The organism is Actinokineospora sp. HUAS TT18, from assembly GCF_051364635.1.
Taxonomy (GTDB): Bacteria; Actinomycetota; Actinomycetes; order Mycobacteriales; family Pseudonocardiaceae; genus Actinokineospora.
In genome coordinates this window covers 2,350,594-2,370,377 of record NZ_CP195645.1, presented here as the reverse complement: position 1 = coordinate 2,370,377, position 19,784 = coordinate 2,350,594, and the positions used below count along the sequence as shown (strand labels likewise).

Sequence of the window (19,784 nt, the reverse complement as noted above, 5' to 3'; positions counted from 1 at the left end):
GTCGCCATCGCCGCTGCTGTTAGTTTCGTGGGGTGGCAGGCAGGGACGATTGGCTGGACGAGGGCATTGCGGTGCTGGTCCAGCACGGCAGCGACGCGCTGACGATTGATGGGTTGTGTGAGCGGCTCGGGAAGACGAAAGGGTCCTTCTATCACCACTTCAAGGGAATAGTGGGATACAAGTCGGCCCTGCTGGAGCACTTCCAGAACGTGTGGACGACCCGGTTCATCGAACTCGTCGAGTCGGCGCCGGACATGCCGCCCAGGGACAAGCTCGACGCGCTGCTCGAAGCCGTGGTCACCGGCGGCAGCCCGGAGCCGGAGGTCACGATCCGCTCGTGGGCGCAGCGTGACGAGGACGCGCGCGCGGCGTTGGAGCGGGTCGACCGGATGCGGATCGAGTACGTGGAGGGGCTGCTGGTGGCGGCGGGCTGCGCGCCGGAGCAGGCCCGGCAGGTCTCGCAGACGCTGTGTCTGCTCGTGATCGGGGCGGATCTCGTGGTGCCTCGGGTCGAGGGGGACGGGCTGCGAACGCTGTGCCAGTACGTGTTGAGCACCGTTCAGTGGCCGTGACCAGTACGCGGCGCCCTTTATCAATTGCCCCGCCACAAAACCGCAATACCGACGGCGCCGTCCCACTATTGGAGACGGGTCTCCCGCGAATGCGGTTTTCTTCTATCATCGAACCGTCGGGCGAGAGGCGCTGCGACGGGACTTCCCGCCACGCTCGTCCGATGTAGACCGTTCCAAGGGCGCCTTCCACTATGGGAGGTGCGCACGTGTCCGTCTCGACCCAAGCGCTACGCAGGCTGTTCGACGAGCGGATCGTGATCCTCGACGGAGCCTGGGGCACGATGCTCCAGGGCGCGCGCCTCGGCCCGGCGGACTTCCGGGGTCAGCTCATCGCCGCGGACCACCCGCAGGATGTCACCGGCAACCCGGACCTGCTCAACCTGACCCGCCCCGACCTGATCCTCGACATCCACCGCCAGTACCTGGCCGCGGGTGCCGACATCACCACCACGAACACCTTCACCGCCACGGGCATCGGCCAGGCCGACTACGGCCTGCAGCACCTCGTGCCGGAGATGAACCGGAACGCCGCGCGGCTGGCAAGGCAGGCCGCCGACGAGCTCGGCGGCCGCTTCGTCGCCGGGTCGGTCGGCCCGCTCAACGTCACCCTGTCGCTGTCGCCGCGGGTCGACGAACCGGCCTACCGCGCGGTCACCTTCGACCAGGTGCGCGCCACCTACGCCGAGCAGATCAGCGCGCTCGCCGAGGGCGGCGTCGACCTGCTGATGATCGAGACGATCTTCGACACGCTCAACGCGAAGGCGGCCATCGCCGCGGCCCGGGAGGTCGCCCCCGAGCTGCCGCTGTGGATCTCGGTGACCATCGTCGACCGCAGCGGGCGGACGCTGTCCGGGCAGACCGTCGAGGCGTTCTGGCGGTCGATCGAGAACGCGAACCCGCTGGTCGTCGGCGTGAACTGCGCGCTCGGTGCCGCGGAGATGCGCCCACACGTCGCCGAGTTGTCCCGGCTGGCCCCCGGCTTCACCGCGGCGCACCCGAACGCGGGCCTGCCGAACGCCTTCGGCGAGTACGAGGAGACCCCGGACCAAACCAGCGCGCTGGTGGGGGAGTTCGCGACCTCGGGCATCGTCAACGCCGTCGGCGGCTGCTGCGGCACCTCGCCCGCGCACATCGCGAAGATCGCCGCGGCGGTCAAGGGACTGCCCCCGCGCGCGCTGCCGAACAAGCCGCGCGCCACGGTGTTCAGCGGCCTGGAGCCCTTCGGCATCGACGCCGACACCGGGTTCGTCATGATCGGCGAGCGCACCAACGTCACCGGCTCCAAGCGCTTCCGCAGGCTGATCGAGTCGGACAATCACACCGCCGCCGTCGAGGTCGCGCTCGAACAGGTGCGCGGCGGGGCGAACCTGCTCGACGTCAACATGGACGCCGACCTGCTCGACAGCGAGCGGGCCATGACCACGTTCCTCAACCACATCGCCACCGAGCCCGAGATCGCCCGCATCCCCATCATGATCGACAGCTCCCGCTGGAGCGTGCTCGAAGCGGGCCTGAAGTGCGTGCAGGGCAAGGGAGTCGTCAACTCGATCAGCCTGAAGGAGGGCGAGGAGCCGTTCCTCGCCCAGGCCAAGGTGATCCGGTCGCACGGCGCGGGCGTCGTCGTCATGGCCTTCGACGAGCAGGGCCAGGCCGACACCACCGAGCGCAAGGTCGAGATCTGCGCCCGCGCCTACGACCTGCTGGTCGACAAGGCCGGGTTCGCCCCGCAGGACATCATCTTCGACCCGAACGTGCTGGCGGTGGCCACGGGCATCGCCGAGCACAACGGCTACGCCAAGGCGTTCATCGACGCGCTGCCGCTGATCAAGCAGCGATGTCCCGGCGTGCGGATCAGCGGCGGCATCTCGAACCTGTCGTTCTCCTTCCGCGGCAACGACGTCGTCCGCGAGGCCATGCACGCGGCGTTCCTGTTCCACGCGGTGCGCGCCGGGCTCGACATGGGCATCGTCAACGCGGGCCAGCTCGCCGTCTACGCCGACATCCCCGCCGACCTGCTCGAACTCGTCGAGGACGTGCTCTTCGACCGCAGGCCCGACGCCACCGACCGGCTCGTCACCCACGCCGAGGGCGTGCGTGGCAGCGGCACCCGGCGGGTGGTCGACCTGTCGTGGCGCGAGGCCCCGGTGGCCGAGCGGCTCTCCCACGCGCTCGTGCACGGCATCGTCGACTTCATCGAGGAGGACACCGAGGAGGCCCGGCTGGCCTTCGCGCGCCCGCTGGAGGTGATCGAGGGTCCGCTGATGGACGGCATGAAGGTCGTCGGCGACCTGTTCGGCGCGGGCAAGATGTTCCTGCCGCAGGTGGTCAAGAGCGCCCGGGTGATGAAGCGCGCGGTGGTCTACCTGGAGCCGTTCATGGAGGCCGAGAAGGAGCGGGCGCGCGCGGCGGGCGAGCTCGACGTCTCCCGCGGCCAGGGCAAGGTCGTCATGGCGACGGTGAAGGGCGACGTCCACGACATCGGCAAGAACATCGTCGGCGTTGTGTTGGGCTGCAACAACTACGAGGTGATCGACCTCGGCGTGATGGTGCCCGCGTCGGTCATCATCGACACCGCGATCCAGGAGTCGGCCGACGCGATCGGCCTGTCCGGTCTGATCACCCCGTCGCTGGACGAGATGGTCGCCGTCGCGGCGGACATGCAGCGTCGCGGCCTGAAGCTGCCGCTGCTCATCGGCGGCGCCACCACCTCGCGCCAGCACACCGCGGTGCGGATCGCCCCGGCCTACGACTTCGACACCGTCCACGTCGAGGACGCCTCCCGGGTGGTCGGCGTGGTCGCCGACCTGCTCGACCCGGAGCGCGCCGAGGCGCTGACGATCCGCAACCGCGCTGACCAGGAACGCCTGCGGGAGCGGCACGAAGCGCGCCAGAGCACCGCCGTGCTGACCTTGGACCAGGCGCGCGCCAATCCCGAGCGGGTGGACTTCAGCGACCTGCCGACTCCCGACTTCACCGGCGTCCGCCTGGTCGAGCCGGAGCTGGACACGCTGCGCGCCATGATCGACTGGCAGTTCTTCTTCCTGGCGTGGGAACTGAAGGGCAAATACCCGGCGATCCTGGACCAGCCCGTCGCGCGCGAGCTGTTCACCGAGGCCAACACGCTGCTCGACGAGATCGTCGCCGGATCGCTGTTCCAGGCGCGCGGCGCACTCGGCTTCTGGCCCGCCCACAGCGAAGGCGACGACATCGTCATCGGCGACGTGGCCTTCCCGATGCTGCGCCAGCAGACCGCCAAGCCCGAAGGGCGCCCCAACCGCTGCCTCGCCGACTACGTGGCCCCCGAGGGCGACCACATGGGCGCCTTCGCCGTGGCGATCCACGGCGCCGACGCGCTGGCCGCCAGGTTCGAGGCCGAGCACGACGACTACAAGGCGATCATGGCCAAGGCACTCGCCGACCGCCTGGCCGAAGCGTTCGCGGAGTACATCCACCTGGAGGCTCGCCGCGCCTGGTTCGAGCCGGGTTCCGAGCCGGACCTCGCCGACCTGCACGCCGAGCGCTTCCGCGGCATCCGCCCCGCGCTCGGCTATCCGGCCAGCCCCGACCACAGCCTCAAGCAGGCGCTGTTCGACCTTCTCGGCGCCGAGAAGGTCGGCATGGGCCTGACCGAGTCGTTCGCGATGACCCCGGCCGCCGCGGTGAGCGGCCTGATCTTCGCCCACCCCGACTCGCGCTACTTCACCGTCGGCCGCCTCGGCGCCGACCAGGTCGCGGACTACGCCACCCGCCGCGACCTGCCACTGTCCGAAGTGGAGCGCTGGCTGCGCCCCAACCTGTCCTAGGCGAGCCCATCGAAGATGTCGGTGAGCATGGGGCCGTCACCGGGCGGGTAGGCGATCACGTGCCATTCCCGGCTGACCCGGCGGCCCCACCGCTCGACATCGTCCGGGTCGTCGGACATGACGTGCAGCTGGCTGCGGTGCTCGCGCAACCCGGCGACGATCTTGTCGGCCACGGAGCGACAGTCCACTGTGATCCCGATGGCCTCGTCCGGCACACCGCGCATGTGGTAGGTCTCGGTGGGTTGGAAGACGAACAGGCCGAGTTCGCCGCGCTGCGCGTTCCAGCGGTCGAACACCGACTGCGGGACGGCGCCGTGCAGCAGCCGCCGCAAGCCCGGCCGCCTGCCGTCGCGCAAGCGCTCGAACGCCGCGTCGGTCGCCGCGCCGACCGCGATGTGGTCGGGGTGGCCGAAGATGCCGTCCGGGCCGAACGTGCCGACGACGTCGGGCCGCTCCTCGTCCATGATCCGGGCGATCGCGGCCACCAGTTCCTCTAACGGCACGTCCGCGACGCCACCGTCCGGGAAGCCCAGCCACTCGTGTCGGTCCGGCTCCCGCCCGACTGCCCTCCACGCGGCCTCGCACTCGGCCCGCCGCACCGCCCCGAGCGTCTCGCGGGTCGCCGGGAACCCCGGGCGGATGTCGCCGAGCTCGCCGACGGTCGCGTGGACGAGCACGAACCGGAACCCGGGTTCATCGGCGTGCAGCGCGACGCTTCCCGCCGCCCCGTAGGCGTCGTCGTCGGGGTGGGCGACGACGAACATGAACGTTCGGCTCATCGGCCCAGCGTGGCAGCCGTCGAGCCCAGCGGCCACATGGCCGGAGAAAGACTCAGGGCCCGGCGCGAGTGCGCCGGGCCCTGAGCGTCGATCAGTGCGCGATCAGCCGCGGGTGAACACCTGGCTGCCCAGGTTGGTGGTGCGGCAGGTGTAGAGCTTGATCAGTGAACCGTTGGCGGTGGCGTCGCCCGCGACCTGCAGGCACTTGCCGGACGCCTGGCTCACCACCTGGTTGGCGCTGTTGAAGGTCCAGCGCTGGTTGGCGCCGCCGTGGCAGTCCCAGATGATGATGGAGGTGCCGTCGGCGGTGGCGCCGCCGTTGACGTCGAGACACTTGGTGACACCGTTGACCGTGGCGCGGAGTTCACCGGTCGCGGTCAGGGTCCACTTCTGGTTCGCCCCACCGTGGCAGTCCCACAGCGCGGGCTGGGTGCCATTGGCCGTGTTGCTCGCGGGCAGGTCGAGGCAGCGGCCCGACGCCTGGTTGACGATCGTGGTCGCGGTGCCGCTCGACGGCCACGGGATCTGCGACGAGGCGTAGTAGCCGATGCCCATCGTGGTCCAGCGGGGACCGTGCTGGGCCAGGCGCGCCATGAAGCTGTCCCAGTTGTGCGTCGACCACGGCGACCAGCCAAGCTCGGCGATCGCGGGCAGGCGCGGGAAGGTCAGGTAGTCCATGTGGGCCGGGGTGACCACGGTTTCAGCCCACAGCGGGGCCTCGACGCCGATCACCGACGACTCGCTGACACCGGAGAGGTGGGTGCCGGGGTTCCAGTTGTAGGCGTCCTGCACCTCGATGTAGCCCGCCCACGACAGGCCGATCGGGCTGGACGAGTTGTACTTCATGTCCAGGTACGCCTTGTTGGCCGGGGACATGAGTACCTTGGCGCCCTTGGACACCGCGCCGTTGACGATGGTGTCGCTGGTCGTCGTGCCCCAGTACTGCACGACCCGGTTGGGGGAGTGGTTGGCCGTGCCGATGTTGTGCCAGCCCATGACGGTCTTGCCCTGGTTCGCCACCAGCGGCTGCACGCGGTTGAGGAACGAGTTGTAGTCCGCGTCCGAAGTGGAGTGTGCCTCGTCGCCGCCGATGTGGACGTACGAGCCGGGGGTCAGGGCGCTCAGTTCGCGCAGGACGTCGTCGATGAAGGAGTAGGTGACCTCTTTGGACACACACAGCGAGCTGAAGCCGACGTCGGTCCCGGTGTAGAGCGCGGGGGCGACTCCGTTGCAGTTCAGCTCGGCGTAGGAGGCCAGGGCGGAGTTGGTGTGTCCGGGCATGTCGACCTCGGGCACGATCGCCATGTGCCGTGCGGCGGCGTAGTTGACCAGGTCGGTGTACTCGGCCTTGGTGTAGTAGCCGCCCGCGCCGCCGCCGACCTGGGTGCTGCCGCCGTAGGTCGCCAGGCGCGGCCACGAGTCGACCACGATGCGCCAGCCCTGGTCGTCGGTCAGGTGCAGGTGCAGCTGGTTGATCTTGTAAAGGGCGAGCTGGTCGATGTAGCGCTTGACCGTGGCGGGCGTCTGGAAATGACGCGCGACGTCGAGCATCGCGCCCCGGTAGGCGAAGCGCGGGTGGTCGATGATCCGGCCGCCCGGGACCGTCCACGGTCCGGGCTTCACGGTCTTGCTCTCGACGTCGGTGGGGAGCAGCTGCCGCAGCGTCTGCACGCCGCGGAACAGCCCGGTGGCGGTCTGGGCGCGCAGCACCACCGAGGTGGCGCTCACGTCGAGCTGGTAGCCCTCGGTGCCGACCTGCGCGGGCGCGCCGGACAGCAGCAGCGCCACGCCGCTCGACGGCGTTCCGGACGCGGCGGCGACCGGCAGGGCGTACCCGGTCGATGGGCGGAGGATGCCTGCGAGCTGGCCGGCGACCGCGGTGGCTCCGGAGTCGGCGTAGATCGTCGCCGTGGACGGCAGCGTGAAAGTCACCCCAGAGGCGGGCGCGACCGACACGGGAACGGGCACGACATCGCCGAGTGAGGTCGCGGCGGCCGCGGTGCTCTGGGCGGTGACGACAGCGAGCGGCACAAGCAGGGATAACGCGAGTAGGCCTGGGACTAGGCGCATTTGCGCTCCAAACGGGTCGTGGTGATGCAGGGCACCCCGTCTTAAGTTTCACTAATAGTGGAACTAACTCCGGTGCAGGTCAAGGTAAACATTTGTGGCCGCGATGTCGCTACCGGTGACCGTTGGCCGCGGCAGGGTCCTGGAAGACCTCGTCCACGACCGCCTGCGCGGCCCCGCGCGCCGCGCTGGTGAAACCCAGCTTGGAGAGCCGCACGTCGCAGCGGCCGACCCGCGGCGCGACGACCGTCTCGTCGATGGCCGAGTGCACCCGGTCGATCAGGTAGTCGCCCAGGTGCGCGAAGTACCCGCCCAGCACGATGACCGCGGGGTCGAGCACCGTGATCAGCATGCCCAGCCCGAGGCCGAGGTCGGCGCCCACGCGGTCCAGCGCGGCCAGCGTCCGCTCGTCCCCGGCCCGCGCCCGGGTCGCGATCTCGGCGAGCCGCTCCTCCAGGTCGCGGGTGTTGTCGAACAGCGGGTCGCCGGGGTCGGCGACCTGGTTGAGCAGCGCGGTGAAGCCGATCATCGTCTCCCAGCAGCCGAGCCTGCCGCACGCGCACCGCACCGGCTCGGGGTTGATCCGCACGTGCCCCATCTCGCCCGCGAACCCGGTGGACCCGACGACGAGCTTGCCCCCGGCCACGATGCCGCAGCCGATTCCGACCTCACCCCGCACGTAGACGAGATCGCGCACCCCCTCGGCCGAGGCGAACGCGTACTCGGCCACGGTGCCCAGCCGCGCGTCGTTGTCGATCGAGACCGGCGGCGCGGACGACCCGAGGCGGGCCACGATCCCGTCGACCACCCCGACACCCGACCACCCCATGTTCGGGGCGAACACCACCGTGCCGGACTCCCGGTCGATCTCGCCCGGCGCCGCGATCGTGACGCCGACGGGTTCGCGTCCCATGTCCGCCAGGCTCGCGATGACGTCGCGGATCAGGTCGGCCGCGGTGTCGAGCACCGGACCGTGGTCGTGCGGACGGTCGATGGTGACCCACTGGTCCAGCAGTTCCTCACCCGCCAGTCCGAGCGCGACCGCGCGCACGTAGTCGACCGAGATCTCCACGCCCAGCCCGCACAGCCCCCGCCCGTCCAGCTCCAGTTCCAGCGGCGGCCTGCCGATCATCCCGGCTCGCGCGACCTCGCCCTCCCGGACCAGCCCGCGCTCGACCAGCTCGGCGACCAGCATCGTCACCGTCGCCTTCGGCAACCCCATGTCCTGCGCCAGCCGGGTCCGCGACCGGGCCCCGGCACGCAGGTGCCGCAGGGCCAACCCGAGATTCGCCCGCCGGATCGACGCGCGACTCGCCCCGTCCTCCATCCCAACCCGCCTCCGGTCGACGTAATTAGTTGGAATGGTAGCCAAATCAATGGCGGGACCCGCTCCCCGCGGCGCGAGGAGCGGGTCCGGTTCGGGGGCTACCAGGTTTCGAGTACCTCCTCGGCCAGGCCGAACGACAGCGTCATGCCCGCGCCGCCGAGTCCGTTGACGACGGTGACGCCCGGCTCGGGCTCGATCACCAGCTCGGTGGCACCCTTGGGGAGCGACGGGTAGACGCCGTGCCAGCGTTCGGTGATGCCCGGCCGCGGCAGCACGGCGAAGCGGTTGAAGTACTCGAGGACGAGGTCGTCGATCCGGTCGTGCTGGAACGGGTCGTGGGTAAGGCCGTAGTCGTGGCTGTCGCCGAGGGTCACCTCGCCCGCCACGGTCTGCGACACCAGTACGTGGACCCCCGCGGCGAGGTGGTCCGGCAGTTCCTCCTCGAATCGGGCGCGGACCGCGGGCAGCGTGGCGCAGTGGGCGAACGAGCGGTAGTGCGGCAGGGTGAGCCCCGCGCACAGGGTGGGGCCCAGCGCCCACCACTCCGGCTGCCGCTCGGTGCGCATCATCTGCAGCTTGCAGCGGCGGATGCCGGAGGCGTCGAACACGTCGGGGTAGAGCTGCTGGAACTCGTTGCCGCTGGCCACGATCACCCGCTCGACCCGCCAGTCGCCCGCGGTGGTGCGCACGGCTGGCAGGTCGATCTCCCGGACCGCCGCGCCGAAGACGATCTCGACGCCGAAGTCCTCGGCGAGCACCTTCGCCACGGTCGGGATGGCCTGGCGCGGGTCGACGTTGATCTCGGTCGGGCTCCACAGCGCGGCCCGCAGGCCGTCGGGGATGACGGTGTCGCTGCGGTCGCACACCTCGGCCGGGGTCAGCATGCGCGTGCCGTTGTCGACCGCGTGCGGTGCGGAGGCGAGGTACTCCTCCAGCACGGCCTGCTCGTCGGGGTGGTGTGCCAGGTGGAGCGAACCGCTCTCGACGTACCAGGCGCCGCCGCGCTTGAGCATGTCCACCCAGATCTCGCGGCTGCGCATGGCCCGGGTGTAGGTCGGTTCCGGCTGGCCGATCGGCCAGAGCAGGCCGAAGTTGCGGATGGACGCGCCGACCGCGCGCTCGTCCCGCTCGAACAGCACCACCCGGTGGCCGCGGCGGGCGGCGGCGAGCGCGTGGGCGAGGCCCACGATCCCGGCGCCGACAACGGCGACGTCCGCGCTTCTCGTCGTCATGCTTCGTCCTTTCCGGTCAGACAGCGGTGGGCACGGACTTCCACTGGGATGCCAGCAGCAGCGCGGCGAGCAGCGCGGCGGCGGCGAACCCGTAGAACAGGGCGTTGGTGCTGAGCAGGCCGGGCAGCAGGCCGCCGAGCACGGCGCCGATCGATCCGCAGCCGTTGACGAACCCGACCGAGGCGCCCGCGTGCTCGGCGGTGCCGAAGTCCACCGCGCACACGCACGAGATCATGGCGTCGGCGGCGTAGACGGCCAGGCCGATGAGGGCCAGCATCGTCGCCATCATCGGCACGCTGCCGGTCGCGGTCAGCGGGACGAACATCGCCAGCGCCGCCACGAGCAGCAGCAGGCTCAGCACCGCGGGCGGGACGCGGCGGGCGCCGAAGAACTTGTCGGACACCAGTCCGATGAGGATGGGGGCGGCGATCCCGGCCGCCCCGAACGCGACGGGAAGCACGATGGCCTTGAGCGCGCTCGCGTCGGGGATGCGGTCGATGACGATGACCGGGCCCCACAGCAGGATGGCGTAGCGGGCGGGCTTGAGCAGGAAGTACGCCACGCCGAGTTTCAGGACCATCCGGTTGCGCAGGGCGGCGAGCAGGGCTTCCCGGACCGACCGGGCCGGAGCGGCGCGTTCCGTCACCGCCGTCTCGCCGCGGTACTCCTCCACCGGTGGCAGCCCCGCGTCCGCGGGCTTGTTCCGCTGCAGGACGGCGAACAGCACCAGGACCGGGACGACGACGGCCGCGCCCGCCAGGAAGGCCGCGCGCCACGAGTCGAACACGCCGTAGGCGATCCACCCGATGAACGGGGCCGCGACCAGACCGCCGAACGCGTAGTTCGTGCTCCACAGCCCGAGGACGCGGCCACGCTCGCTGATGGTGAAGAACTGGGCCACGTTCTTGCATAGGGGAGACCAGCCGGTCGACTGCGCCAGGCCCTGGATGAACAGCAGCGGGGCGAAGAGCACGAGCGCCGGGATCACCCCGAGCAAGGTGGCCGCGATGGCCGACATCGCCAGTCCACCGAGGACGACCACGCGGGGCCCGAACCGGTCGGCCAGCGTGCCCCAGAGGAACTGTCCGAGCGCGTACGCGATCAGATAGACGGCGTCGAGCGTGCCGAGCACCGCCTTGGTCAGGGTGAGGTTGACCTCCGGGTCCTGCAGGATGCCCACTTTGGCCACGGACATGGTCTGGCGGGTGAAGTAGAAGCCCGCGTAGGCGATCCAGGTGATCGCGAAGATCCTTAATCGCCAGCGCCGGTAGAGGGGCGTCACGGTCGAGGTGGTGCTGGTTGGTTCTAGGGACACTCCGGTCAAGTCTCGGCCCTCCGGGGACAGGGTGCGGGGCGCGCGATGCTGTGACCTGTGTAACATCCGGAGGGCGTGAGCTGGAACATATCAATACATGATGGGCGCTATAACCTCGGTGGTCAGCGGCCCGAGTGGCGTCCGCCTGGGAGTAGGGCACACCAGTTGTGTTGACAAGTTGGGACTAGTTGTCCGGCAGGAACGCGGGCTTCTCGCCGCGCAGCTTGGCGCCGATCCACCAGGACGCCTCGATCAGCACGACGCCGCCGCCCGCGCACGCCGCCGCGACCGCGGTGTACGCGCCGTTGCTCGGGTCGAGCAGGAACAGCCGCTGCGTCAGCGGGAGCAGGAACATCAGCGCCGACGCGCAGGCCATGACCGCGACCAGCGCCACCTTCCACCATGTGTACGGCCGCGCCACGATCGCCAGCACCCACAGCGCCAGCGCGATCACCGTGATGAGCGCCGTGGTGCTCGCCTGCACGATCTCCGTCTGGCTCGCGCCCGCGCCCGGATACGTCAGCACATAGGACACGAAACAGGCCACGGCGATCACCACGCCCGCCGGGATCGCCATTCGCATGACGCGCGGGACGAACCCGCTGCGCGCGCGTTCGTTGTTGGGGGCGAGGGACAGCACGAACGCGGGCAGGCCGATGGTGAACCAGCCGGTGATCGTCACGTGCCTGGGTAGGAACGGATACGGCAGCGCGTCGAAGCCGATCAGGCCCGGGATGCCGACCATCAGCGCCAGCAGCACCGAGTACACCGTCTTGGTGAGGAACAGGTTCGCGACCCGCTCGATGTTGCCGATCACCCGCCTGCCCTCGGCCACGACGTGCGGCAGGGTCGCGAACTTGTTGTCCAGCAACACGATCTGCGCCACCGCGCGCGTCGCCGGGCTGCCCGCGCCCATGGCGACACCGATGTCGGCGTCCTTGAGGGCCAGTACGTCGTTGACGCCGTCGCCGGTCATCGCGACCGTGTGGCCTTTGGACTGCAGGCCGCCGACCATGGCCCGCTTCTGCGCGGGGGTGACCCGCCCGAACACGGTGCCCGCCGCCACGGTCTCGGCCAGTTGGTCCGGATCGGTGGGCAGCGTGCGCGCGTCGACCGCGTCGCGCGCGTTGGCCAGGCCGAGCGAGCCCGCGACCGCCGACACCGACAGCGCGTTGTCGCCGGAGATCACCTTCACCGTGACGTTCTGCTCGGCGAAGTACTCCAAAGTGGACTTCGCGTCCGGGCGGATCTTCTGCTCCAGCACCACCAGCGCCACCGGCGTGACCTCGCCGGGCGCGTCCGGCGACGACACCGGCAGCGCGCACCGGCCCAGCAGCAGCACCCGCAGGCCCGCCGACCCGATCCGCTCGGCGTCGGCGCGTTCGGCGCTGTCGTCGGTGAGCAGGACATCCGGGGCGCCGAGCACCCAGTCGCCGTTGTCGGCGAAGCTCACGCCGCTCCACTTGCGCGCCGACGAGAACGGCACGACGTCGGTGCTGCCCCAGCCAGGGTCGTCCGGGTATGCCTCGGCGATGGCCAGCAGGCTCGCGTTCGGTCGGGGCTCGGCGGCGGCCAGCGCGGCGAGCGCTTCGGACACCGACTTGTCGCCGTTGAGCACGCGGGTCTCCGCGAGCCGCATCGCGTTCTCCGTCAGCGTGCCCGTCTTGTCCGCGCACACCACGTCGACCCTGGCCAGGCCCTCGATCGCGGGCAGCTCGTTGACCAGGCACTGGCGCTTGCCCAGCCGGGTGACGCCGACGGCGAACGCGATCGAGGTGATCAGGATGAGGCCCTCAGGGACCATCGGGACCAGCGCGGCGACCATCCCGCGCAGCGCCTCCGGCAGCGCCTGGTCGCCGGAGAGCTGGTTGTAGATCGACAGGGCGCCTGCCGGGACCAGCAGGTAGGTGATGAACTTGAGGATCTTGTTGATGCCGTTGCGCAGCTCGGAGTCGACCAGGGTGAACTTGCTGGCCTCCTCGGCCAGCTTGGCCGCGTACGCCTCGCGGCCCACCTTGGTCGCCCGGTAGGCCCCGCCGCCCGCGACGACGAAACTGCCGGACAGCACCGGGTCGCCCGGTCCCGCGACGACCGGGTCTGACTCGCCCGTCAGCAGTGACTCGTCGATCTCCAGGGCCTCGCCGTGCAGCAGTTCGCCGTCGACCACGATCTGGTCGCCCGCGCCGATCTCGATCACGTCGTCGAGCACGACCTCGTTGGGTGCGATCTCCCTGACCACGCCGTCGCGGCGCACCCTCGGTTTGGTCTGCCCGACGATCGCGAGCCGGTCCAGGGTGCGCTTGGCCCGCACCTCCTGGATCACGCCGATGACGCTGTTGGCCACGATCAGGCCGCCGAACAGGCCGTCCAGGAAGTACCCGGTGGACATGACGATCAGGAACAGGACGCCGAAGATCGCGTTGATCCTGGTGAACACGTTGGCCCGGACGATGTCCCACACACTGCGGCCGGCCCTCGTCGGCACATCGTTGGTCTTGCCGTCGGCCACGCGCTGGGCGACCTCGGCGGCGGTGAGTCCGGTTTCCGGCGCGGCCACGGCCTGCTCTGCTGACATGGTCGGACTGTATGGGCGTGCCGCGTTTCCGGCAGTCCGAGTCAGTTCGCGGCGGGTGCGCGCGCTCCCGATCGTGTCGCGGAGTGCTTCGTCGGTCGGGGTCGGTTCGATCCCGAAGGCGGCGGTGGCGGCTGACGAGTGCACGCCAGTCGGATACCGGTAACGATGACTGATGCCGTGATCGGCGGCCGCGCATAGCGTTGCCGTTGTCCGAGAGAGCGGCCGCCGCCGCGAGGAGGAGACGACAATGACGAAGTACTTCCTGAGCCTGCCCCACGACTCCGCCGAGGAGCCGACGATGGAGGACATGGACCCCGCCGTGCTGCAGGAGCTGATGGCCGAGGTCGGTGCGTTCAACACCGCCCTGCAGGAAGCGGGCGCGTGGGTGACCGCGGGCGGCCTACAGCCGCCGTCGACCGCGACCACGGTCGACTACTCCGGGGACAGCCCCGTGCTCACCCCCGGCCCGTTCGTCGAGGCCGAGGAGTACCTCGGCGGCTTCTGGATCATCGAGGCCGAGAACGAGGACGTCGCGATCGAGTGGACCAAGCAGGCGTCGCGGGCGCTGCGCAGCAAGGTCGAGGTGCGCGCCCTGCAAGAGGAGCCCACGGCCTGACCGTGCGGGTACGCTCGCGCGTCGACAAACGGTGGCTTGTGAAGTGTATGGTCGCCGCCAACGGAACCTGGCGCCTGCGCGTCCAGGGCAAGGCGAACCTCCTCGGTGGGACCCTGAATTCCTGGTCGATCACCGTCTAGTGTCCTGAGTGGAAACGAGGGAGGGGCGCCGCCACCGGTGGCGCCCCTCCCTCGCGTTTCCAGATCAGCCCGCGTCGAGGACGGCGGACAGGCGGCGCCGGGTCTCGGTCTCGCCGAGGGCGTTGGCCACCAGGTGCAGCGCGGGGCTGCGGGTCGAGCCGGTCAGCAGCACGCGGATCGCCTGCGAGGCCTCGCGGATCGAGCCGGGGTAGGCGTCCGGGTTCTTCTTGTAGTCCTTCACGCTGGCCGCGTAGCCGTTCTCCGCCGCGGTGGTGCGGATCTGGTCGAACCACGCGTCGGCGTCGGTCAGGTCCTGGTAGCGGTCGAGCAGGTCGGTGGCGAGCTTGCGCACCGCGTCCGGGGCCAGGCCGCCGAACCGGCTGTCGGCCGGGTCGGTGACCAGGTCGAACAGCGGGGTGAAGAAGTAGCCGTAGATCGGCAGGAAGTCCGACCACTTCCGCAGGTCCTTGCGCGGGTTGTCGACGCCGACACGCTCGATGTCCAGCGCGCGCACCGCCAGGTCGCGCTCGGCGCGCACGGCCTCGGCCAGCTCGGCGTCGTGCTGGTCGGCCCAGACCAGCACCTGCTCGAGGACGTCCGGGCTGGACAGGGTGGCGACGTAGTCCGCGGCGATGTCCTCCAGCTTGACCAGGTCGACCAGCGCGCCCGACACGCCGCACTCGGCGAGCCGCAGCGGCGCGGTCAGCGCCTCGTCGAGCGGCATCTCCGCCAGCCTGCCGTTGATCAGGCCACGCAGGTAGTACAGGACGGCGGGCGCCGGGTAGCCCGCGGTGATGTAGAACTCGACGGAGGCCTCGGGGTCCTTGCGCTTGGACAGCTTGCGCTTGCTGGAGCCGTCGAGCTTCAACAGCGGCGCGATGTGCGCGTACGGGATGCGCTCGAACCCGGCCGCGTCGAACAGCTGCAGGTGCACCGGAACCGACGAGATCCACTCGTCGCCGCGCACGACGTGGGTCACCCGCATCAGGTGGTCGTCCACCAGGTGCGCGAAGTGGTAGGTCGGCAGCCGCAGCGGGCTGTCGGAGCTCTTGAGGATGACGATGTCGTTGCGGTTGGCGTCGGCCTCCAGCTCACCGCGGACCATGTCGGTGTAGGTCACCCGACCCGTCTCGCCGGGGGAGCGGAACCGGACGACGTAGGGCTGGCCCGCCGCGAGCCGCTCGCGGACCTGCTCGGCGCTCGCGTCGCGCCAGAGCGCCCAGCGGCCGTAGTACCCGGTGGGCACCTTCGCCGCCCGCTGCTCCTCGGCCGCCGCCGTCAGCTCGTCCTTGGTGGCGAAGCACAGGTAGGCGTTGCCCTCACGCAGGAACTCGCGCACGTAGGTCAGGTAGATGTCCGCGCGCGCCGACTGGGTGTACGGGCCGTACGCGCCGGTCTCGTCGTTCTCGTGCGAGGTCACCCCGAAGTACCCGAAGGCGGTGTCGAACTGCGCGGTCGCGCCCTCGACGGTCCGCTGCTGGTCGGTGTCCTCGATGCGGATGAAGTAGGCGCCGTCGGAGTGCTCGGCGAGGTCCTTGTCGAGCATCGCCACGTACACCCCGCCCAGGTGGGCGAAGCCGGTCGGGCTCGGGCAGAACCGGGTCACCATCGCGCCGTCGGCCAGCTCCCGCGGCGGGTAGCGCTGCTCCCAGTGCTCGGGCGCCGGCAGGTCGGCCGGGAACAGCGCGTCGATCTCGTCGCGGTTGAGCATTTCGGGAATTCCTCCACATGCGCGGGATGGTCGGGTCGCCGCGGGCGCCACCTCCCCGGTCGGATGCGGTGACGGCGCTACCCCACGGCCCCCGGGCATGCTAGTACGCGCGTCCGCGCCCACCACGGTCAGCAGTGGGCTCAGGCACGGCGCGGGCGTACGGGGCTGCCGAGGGCACCACCAGCTCGGCGCCGATCGCCGCTGCGGACAACGCGACCTGGCGCGCGATGACGGCGTACGCACCCACAGACGGCGCGCACTGGCCCGTCCTGGCGGAGCCACCGACGGCCGGGCCGCTCCTCGACGAGGTGCCCGCCGCGCTCGGCTGGCTCGACGGGGAGATCGCCAACCTGATCACCCTCGCCCGCTTCGCCGCCGACAACGGTAGGGCCGAGCACACCGAGAACCTCTCGCGGATGCTGTTTCGCTACCTCAGCTCCCCGCGGGCCGGTCGGAGGAGGCAGAGCTGCTGCACAGTCTCGTCGTGGAGTGCAGCGTCGGCGGGATCCGGGGCCGCGCGCTCGGTTCATGGCCTAGACACAGCACCCGTGAATGGTTGCGTTGACCGAAGTTCTGCTCCACCAGATCCATGCCAAGGTCATCGCCGGGGTGGAGGGGAGCCGCCCATGCTCAAATCGAGCAGGCCATGGGGTGGGGAGAACTCGGGAACGAATAGGGAACAACAGCCAGGGATGCCGCTGACGGCCGGACATGACCGGACACAACGAGATCCGCCCCTGACCTGGTTTCCACAGGTCAGGGGCCGATTTTGTGTGTTCAGGGAGAGTGCCCCCGGTCAGAGTCGAACTGACACTGGACGGATTTTGAGTCCGCTGCCTCTGCCGGTTGGGCTACGGGGGCGTCGGCTGAGCACTCTACGCGATCAGTGTCGGCGGTCGCGCGGAGGTGGCGCGTCCGGGTGATGTAGGAGGCGTCACGTCGGTGGATACGTGGTCGGGCGGTACGCGGCGGTAGGCTGCAAGCTCCGCGTTTCCTGGTAGCAAGGAGGACCCCGGTGACCGAGCTGGCTACCGAGGCCCAAGCCCCCGTGCCCCGCAGGGTGCTGGTGGCCGAGGACGAGGCGCTCATCCGGCTGGATCTGGTCGAGATGTTGCGGGAAGAGGGATATGAGGTCGCCGGTGAGGCCGCCGATGGGGAAGAGGCTGTGCGGCTGGCCGGGGAGCTCAAGCCCGACCTGGTGATCCTCGACGTCAAGATGCCCAAGATGGATGGCATCGACGCGGCGACGACCATCGCGGGGGAGCGGATCGCGCCGGTGGTGATGTTGACTGCCTTCTCCCAGCGGGAGTTGGTCGAGCGGGCGCGCGACGCGGGCGCGATGGCGTATCTGGTGAAGCCGTTCGCCAAGCATGATCTGGTGCCCGCCATCGAGTTGGCGGTCAGCCGGTTCTCGGAGCTGCAGGCGCTGGAGACCGAGGTCGCCGGGCTGACCGAGCGGCTGGAGACGCGCAAGGTCATCGAGCGGGCCAAGGGGCTGCTGATGAGCAAGCAGGGGCTGTCGGAGCCGGAGGCGTTCCGCTGGATCCAGCGCACCGCGATGGATCGGCGCACCACGATGAAGGCTGTGGCCGAGGCGGTCGTGGAGAACATCACCTAATCGACGGTGAAGTTCTCCAGGGTCGACGTCTGGCTGCCGTCCACGCCGATCACCCGTGTCTCCAGCACATGCCCGCCCGGTGAGAGTCCACTGAGGCCCATCGGGATCGTGTAGCTGCCACCGGGTGACGCGCCGCCGATCGACGTCGGCAGGCCCGCGACGAGGCGGCCGTCGAGCCACAGTTGGAATCCCTGCACGCCCGCGATCGAGCCGGTGTCCCACTGGGCGGCGGCGCCCGCGAGCCGCACGGTCACCACCAGCCTGCCCTCCGGCGCGACCGTCGGGGTGGTCAGCGGCGTCCCCGCGGAGTCGCCGAGCTCGACCGTGACGACCGGGAGGGCGTCCTGGCCCGGGCGGTCGCGGTCGGAGCGGCGCGGCTGGGTGGTGGTCTGGGGTGCCGAGTCCGGCGCGGGCGCCAGCTCCAGGTAGCTCTCCTGCACGACCGCCCCCGCCCCGGCGCCGGGGGCGCGCACGACGAACGGGCTCAGCGTCGGCGGGCCGACGGACCCGAGCAGGTCGGGCGGCACGTCGGCGATGACAGTCACCGCCGACCCCGCGGGCGGTCGACTCGGGACGGCCTGCGTCGCGGGCAGCAGTCGATCACCCAGCTGGATGGTCGTGGCCGTGGGGTCCATCCCGCCCGACGTCGTCATCGTGACCACGACGCGGGCCGCGAGCGCGCTGGTCAGCGGGCGGCGGTTCATCCCGAAGTCCGGCGCGGCGGCATCGGGGGTGAGCACCTGGCGGGTCGCCACGTTGACCGGGACCTCCACGACCTGCGGAACCGGCGCGGGCGGGCCGGTGAACCCGGCCGCGGCGAGGTGGATCCGCGCGCGCCTGCCCTGCGGGCCCCGCACGCCGACCAGCGCCGACGCCTCGCGCCAGCGGGGGAGGGCACCTGACACGGCGACCAGCGCGCCGTCCTGCGAGACGAACACGCCGCGGGTGGTCAGCCGCACCTCGAACAGGTGCAGGACGCCCGCGCCGCGCGGTGGGATCGGGGCGGGCTGGTCGGTCGCGGTCAGCGAGTCCAGCCCGGCGCCGGTGTTCACCCTGGCGCCCGCGTCGTCGAAGATCACCCGGATCGCGCCGTCGGGCAGGGTCGGGTCTTCGCCGGGGTGCGGTGCCGAGCGCGCGGCGCCGATCCGGTCGGCCGGGCCGGGCACCAGGTCGAGCGTGAGCCTGCCCCCGGGACCGGCGGCGTCGGTCACTACCGCGAATCGGGCCGATTCGTCGCCGTCGACCAGGCGCAGCGGCTGGCGGGCGCGCAGCACCGCCTCGTCGGCGCCGCAGCCGAGGTCGATGGCGAGCCCGGACTCGGCCGGGCCGCGGGCGCCGATGTCGACGCAGCCGCGGTAGCCCGACAGGTGCCACCGCGACCCAGGCACGTCGGCCAGCACGGTGCTGTCGTCGGTGAACTCGTCGAGCAGCCCGGTCAGGCCGGCACGCCAGTCGTCGTCGCGGCCGGGTCGCGCCGACACGGTGGCGGGGGTCGAGCGCTGGCCGAACTCGTCGACCGCGCGGACCTCGATCCGGTACTCCGTCCCGTCGGCGAGGCCGTCGAGTTGCACGTCCGGGGTGGCGACCAGGCGGGTGCGCGGCCGGTCGCCGTCCACCCACCGCACCTCGAACCCGGCGGCCTTGCCGCCGGTCCACGAAACCCGCAGCCGCCCCGGCCCCGCGACGGCGCGGAGGTCGGATGGCCGGTCGGGCGCCCGGCCGTGCTCGGGGAGCAGCACCGTGTCCGCGGCGTACTTCGTCACCCGGAAGATCGGTGCCGACGACGTCGGTGGCGGCCGTTCGGCCTCGGATTCGTCACTCGGAGTACGCAGAATAAGCACCGCGCCCCCGACGAGGGCGACGGCGCCCACCCAGCTGAGTACCTGCTTGCGGCTCGGCACCTCTGCAGCGTATTGCCAGTTGCCGGGTACCTCGACCACCCTCAGGAACAGGTCAAATCGGGGCGAACGTCACCACACACTTTCGTTGCAGTCTGGTCACGAGCAGCCTAGGCGCGTGACTACACCTC

General features: G+C 70.6%; 12 protein-coding genes and 1 tRNA gene. 4 read left to right on the top strand and 9 right to left on the bottom strand.

Annotation, left to right across the window (positions count from 1 at the left end; all coding sequences use genetic code 11):
- Window positions 1-32: 32 nt before the first annotated feature.
- On the top strand, window positions 33-572 hold the full coding sequence (locus tag ACSHT8_RS10470; RefSeq protein ID WP_436500093.1) for a TetR/AcrR family transcriptional regulator: 540 nt from the start codon (window positions 33-35) through the stop codon (window positions 570-572).
- 206 nt (window positions 573-778) lie between these two features.
- A complete protein-coding gene (gene metH / locus ACSHT8_RS10465) occupies window positions 779-4,375 on the top strand; it encodes a methionine synthase (RefSeq protein WP_436500091.1) in 3,597 nt (1,198 codons plus the stop codon).
- Here the strand turns inward: metH and ACSHT8_RS10460 are convergent.
- The 6 genes from ACSHT8_RS10460 to ACSHT8_RS10435 all read right to left on the bottom strand — a co-directional run bounded on the left by ACSHT8_RS10460 (window position 4,372) and on the right by ACSHT8_RS10435 (window position 13,670).
- Entirely contained in the window at window positions 4,372-5,154 is a 783-nt protein-coding gene (locus tag ACSHT8_RS10460) for a PIG-L deacetylase family protein (RefSeq protein WP_436500089.1), read from the bottom strand. The two genes, metH and ACSHT8_RS10460, sit on opposite strands and share 4 nt — an antisense overlap.
- Before the next feature lie 102 nt (window positions 5,155-5,256).
- On the bottom strand, window positions 5,257-7,224 hold the full coding sequence (locus ACSHT8_RS10455; protein ID WP_436500087.1) for a family 20 glycosylhydrolase: 1,968 nt from the start codon (window positions 7,222-7,224) through the stop codon (window positions 5,257-5,259).
- Between the two features lie 109 nt (window positions 7,225-7,333).
- The gene (locus ACSHT8_RS10450) at window positions 7,334-8,548 is read right to left on the bottom strand and encodes an ROK family protein (RefSeq protein WP_436500085.1); all 1,215 of its coding nucleotides are present in this window, start codon (window positions 8,546-8,548) and stop codon (window positions 7,334-7,336) included.
- A 98-nt stretch (window positions 8,549-8,646) separates the two neighbouring features.
- A complete protein-coding gene (locus tag ACSHT8_RS10445; RefSeq protein WP_436500083.1) occupies window positions 8,647-9,780 on the bottom strand; it encodes a TIGR03364 family FAD-dependent oxidoreductase in 1,134 nt (377 codons plus the stop codon).
- 16 nt (window positions 9,781-9,796) lie between these two features.
- Complete coding sequence (locus tag ACSHT8_RS10440) at window positions 9,797-11,062, bottom strand: MFS transporter (RefSeq protein WP_436500081.1); 1,266 nt, start codon at window positions 11,060-11,062, stop codon at window positions 9,797-9,799.
- A 217-nt stretch (window positions 11,063-11,279) separates the two neighbouring features.
- Window positions 11,280-13,670 carry an HAD-IC family P-type ATPase gene (locus ACSHT8_RS10435; protein ID WP_436500079.1) on the bottom strand — a complete coding sequence of 797 codons (2,391 nt, stop codon included), beginning with the start codon at window positions 13,668-13,670 and terminating at the stop codon, window positions 11,280-11,282.
- Window positions 13,671-13,917: 247 nt separating this feature from the next.
- On the opposite strand from ACSHT8_RS10435, the gene ACSHT8_RS10430 reads away from it, so the two are divergent.
- Complete coding sequence (locus ACSHT8_RS10430) at window positions 13,918-14,286, top strand: YciI family protein (protein WP_436500077.1); 369 nt, start codon at window positions 13,918-13,920, stop codon at window positions 14,284-14,286.
- Window positions 14,287-14,490: 204 nt separating this feature from the next.
- Here ACSHT8_RS10430 and ACSHT8_RS10425 read toward each other — a convergent pair whose 3' ends face one another.
- Window positions 14,491-16,137, bottom strand: a complete 1,647-nt coding sequence (locus ACSHT8_RS10425; RefSeq protein WP_436500075.1) for a glutamate--tRNA ligase — start codon at window positions 16,135-16,137, stop codon at window positions 14,491-14,493.
- Between the two features lie 787 nt (window positions 16,138-16,924).
- Window positions 16,925-16,998: transfer RNA gene (locus ACSHT8_RS10420), tRNA-Leu, on the bottom strand.
- A gap of 154 nt (window positions 16,999-17,152) precedes the next feature.
- On the opposite strand from ACSHT8_RS10420, the gene ACSHT8_RS10415 reads away from it, so the two are divergent.
- Window positions 17,153-17,755, top strand: a complete 603-nt coding sequence (locus ACSHT8_RS10415) for an ANTAR domain-containing response regulator (protein ID WP_436500073.1) — start codon at window positions 17,153-17,155, stop codon at window positions 17,753-17,755.
- Here ACSHT8_RS10415 and ACSHT8_RS10410 read toward each other — a convergent pair.
- Window positions 17,752-19,656 carry a fibronectin type III domain-containing protein gene (locus tag ACSHT8_RS10410; RefSeq protein ID WP_436500071.1) on the bottom strand — a complete coding sequence of 635 codons (1,905 nt, stop codon included), beginning with the start codon at window positions 19,654-19,656 and terminating at the stop codon, window positions 17,752-17,754. The two genes, ACSHT8_RS10415 and ACSHT8_RS10410, sit on opposite strands and share 4 nt — an antisense overlap.
- Window positions 19,657-19,784 lie beyond the last annotated feature (128 nt).

Bases quoted from the DNA above. Each gene is read 5' to 3' on its own strand.
- ACSHT8_RS10450 (WP_436500085.1), bottom strand. From the start codon at position 8,548: ATGGAGGACGGGGCGAGTCGCGCGTCGATCCGGCGGGCGAATCTCGGG.
- ACSHT8_RS10455 (WP_436500087.1), bottom strand. From the start codon at position 7,224: ATGCGCCTAGTCCCAGGCCTACTCGCGTTATCCCTGCTTGTGCCGCTC.
- ACSHT8_RS10460 (WP_436500089.1), bottom strand. From the start codon at position 5,154: ATGAGCCGAACGTTCATGTTCGTCGTCGCCCACCCCGACGACGACGCC.
- ACSHT8_RS10430 (WP_436500077.1), top strand. From the start codon at position 13,918: ATGACGAAGTACTTCCTGAGCCTGCCCCACGACTCCGCCGAGGAGCCG.
- ACSHT8_RS10435 (WP_436500079.1), bottom strand. From the start codon at position 13,670: ATGTCAGCAGAGCAGGCCGTGGCCGCGCCGGAAACCGGACTCACCGCC.
- ACSHT8_RS10445 (WP_436500083.1), bottom strand. From the start codon at position 9,780: ATGACGACGAGAAGCGCGGACGTCGCCGTTGTCGGCGCCGGGATCGTG.
- ACSHT8_RS10425 (WP_436500075.1), bottom strand. From the start codon at position 16,137: ATGCTCAACCGCGACGAGATCGACGCGCTGTTCCCGGCCGACCTGCCG.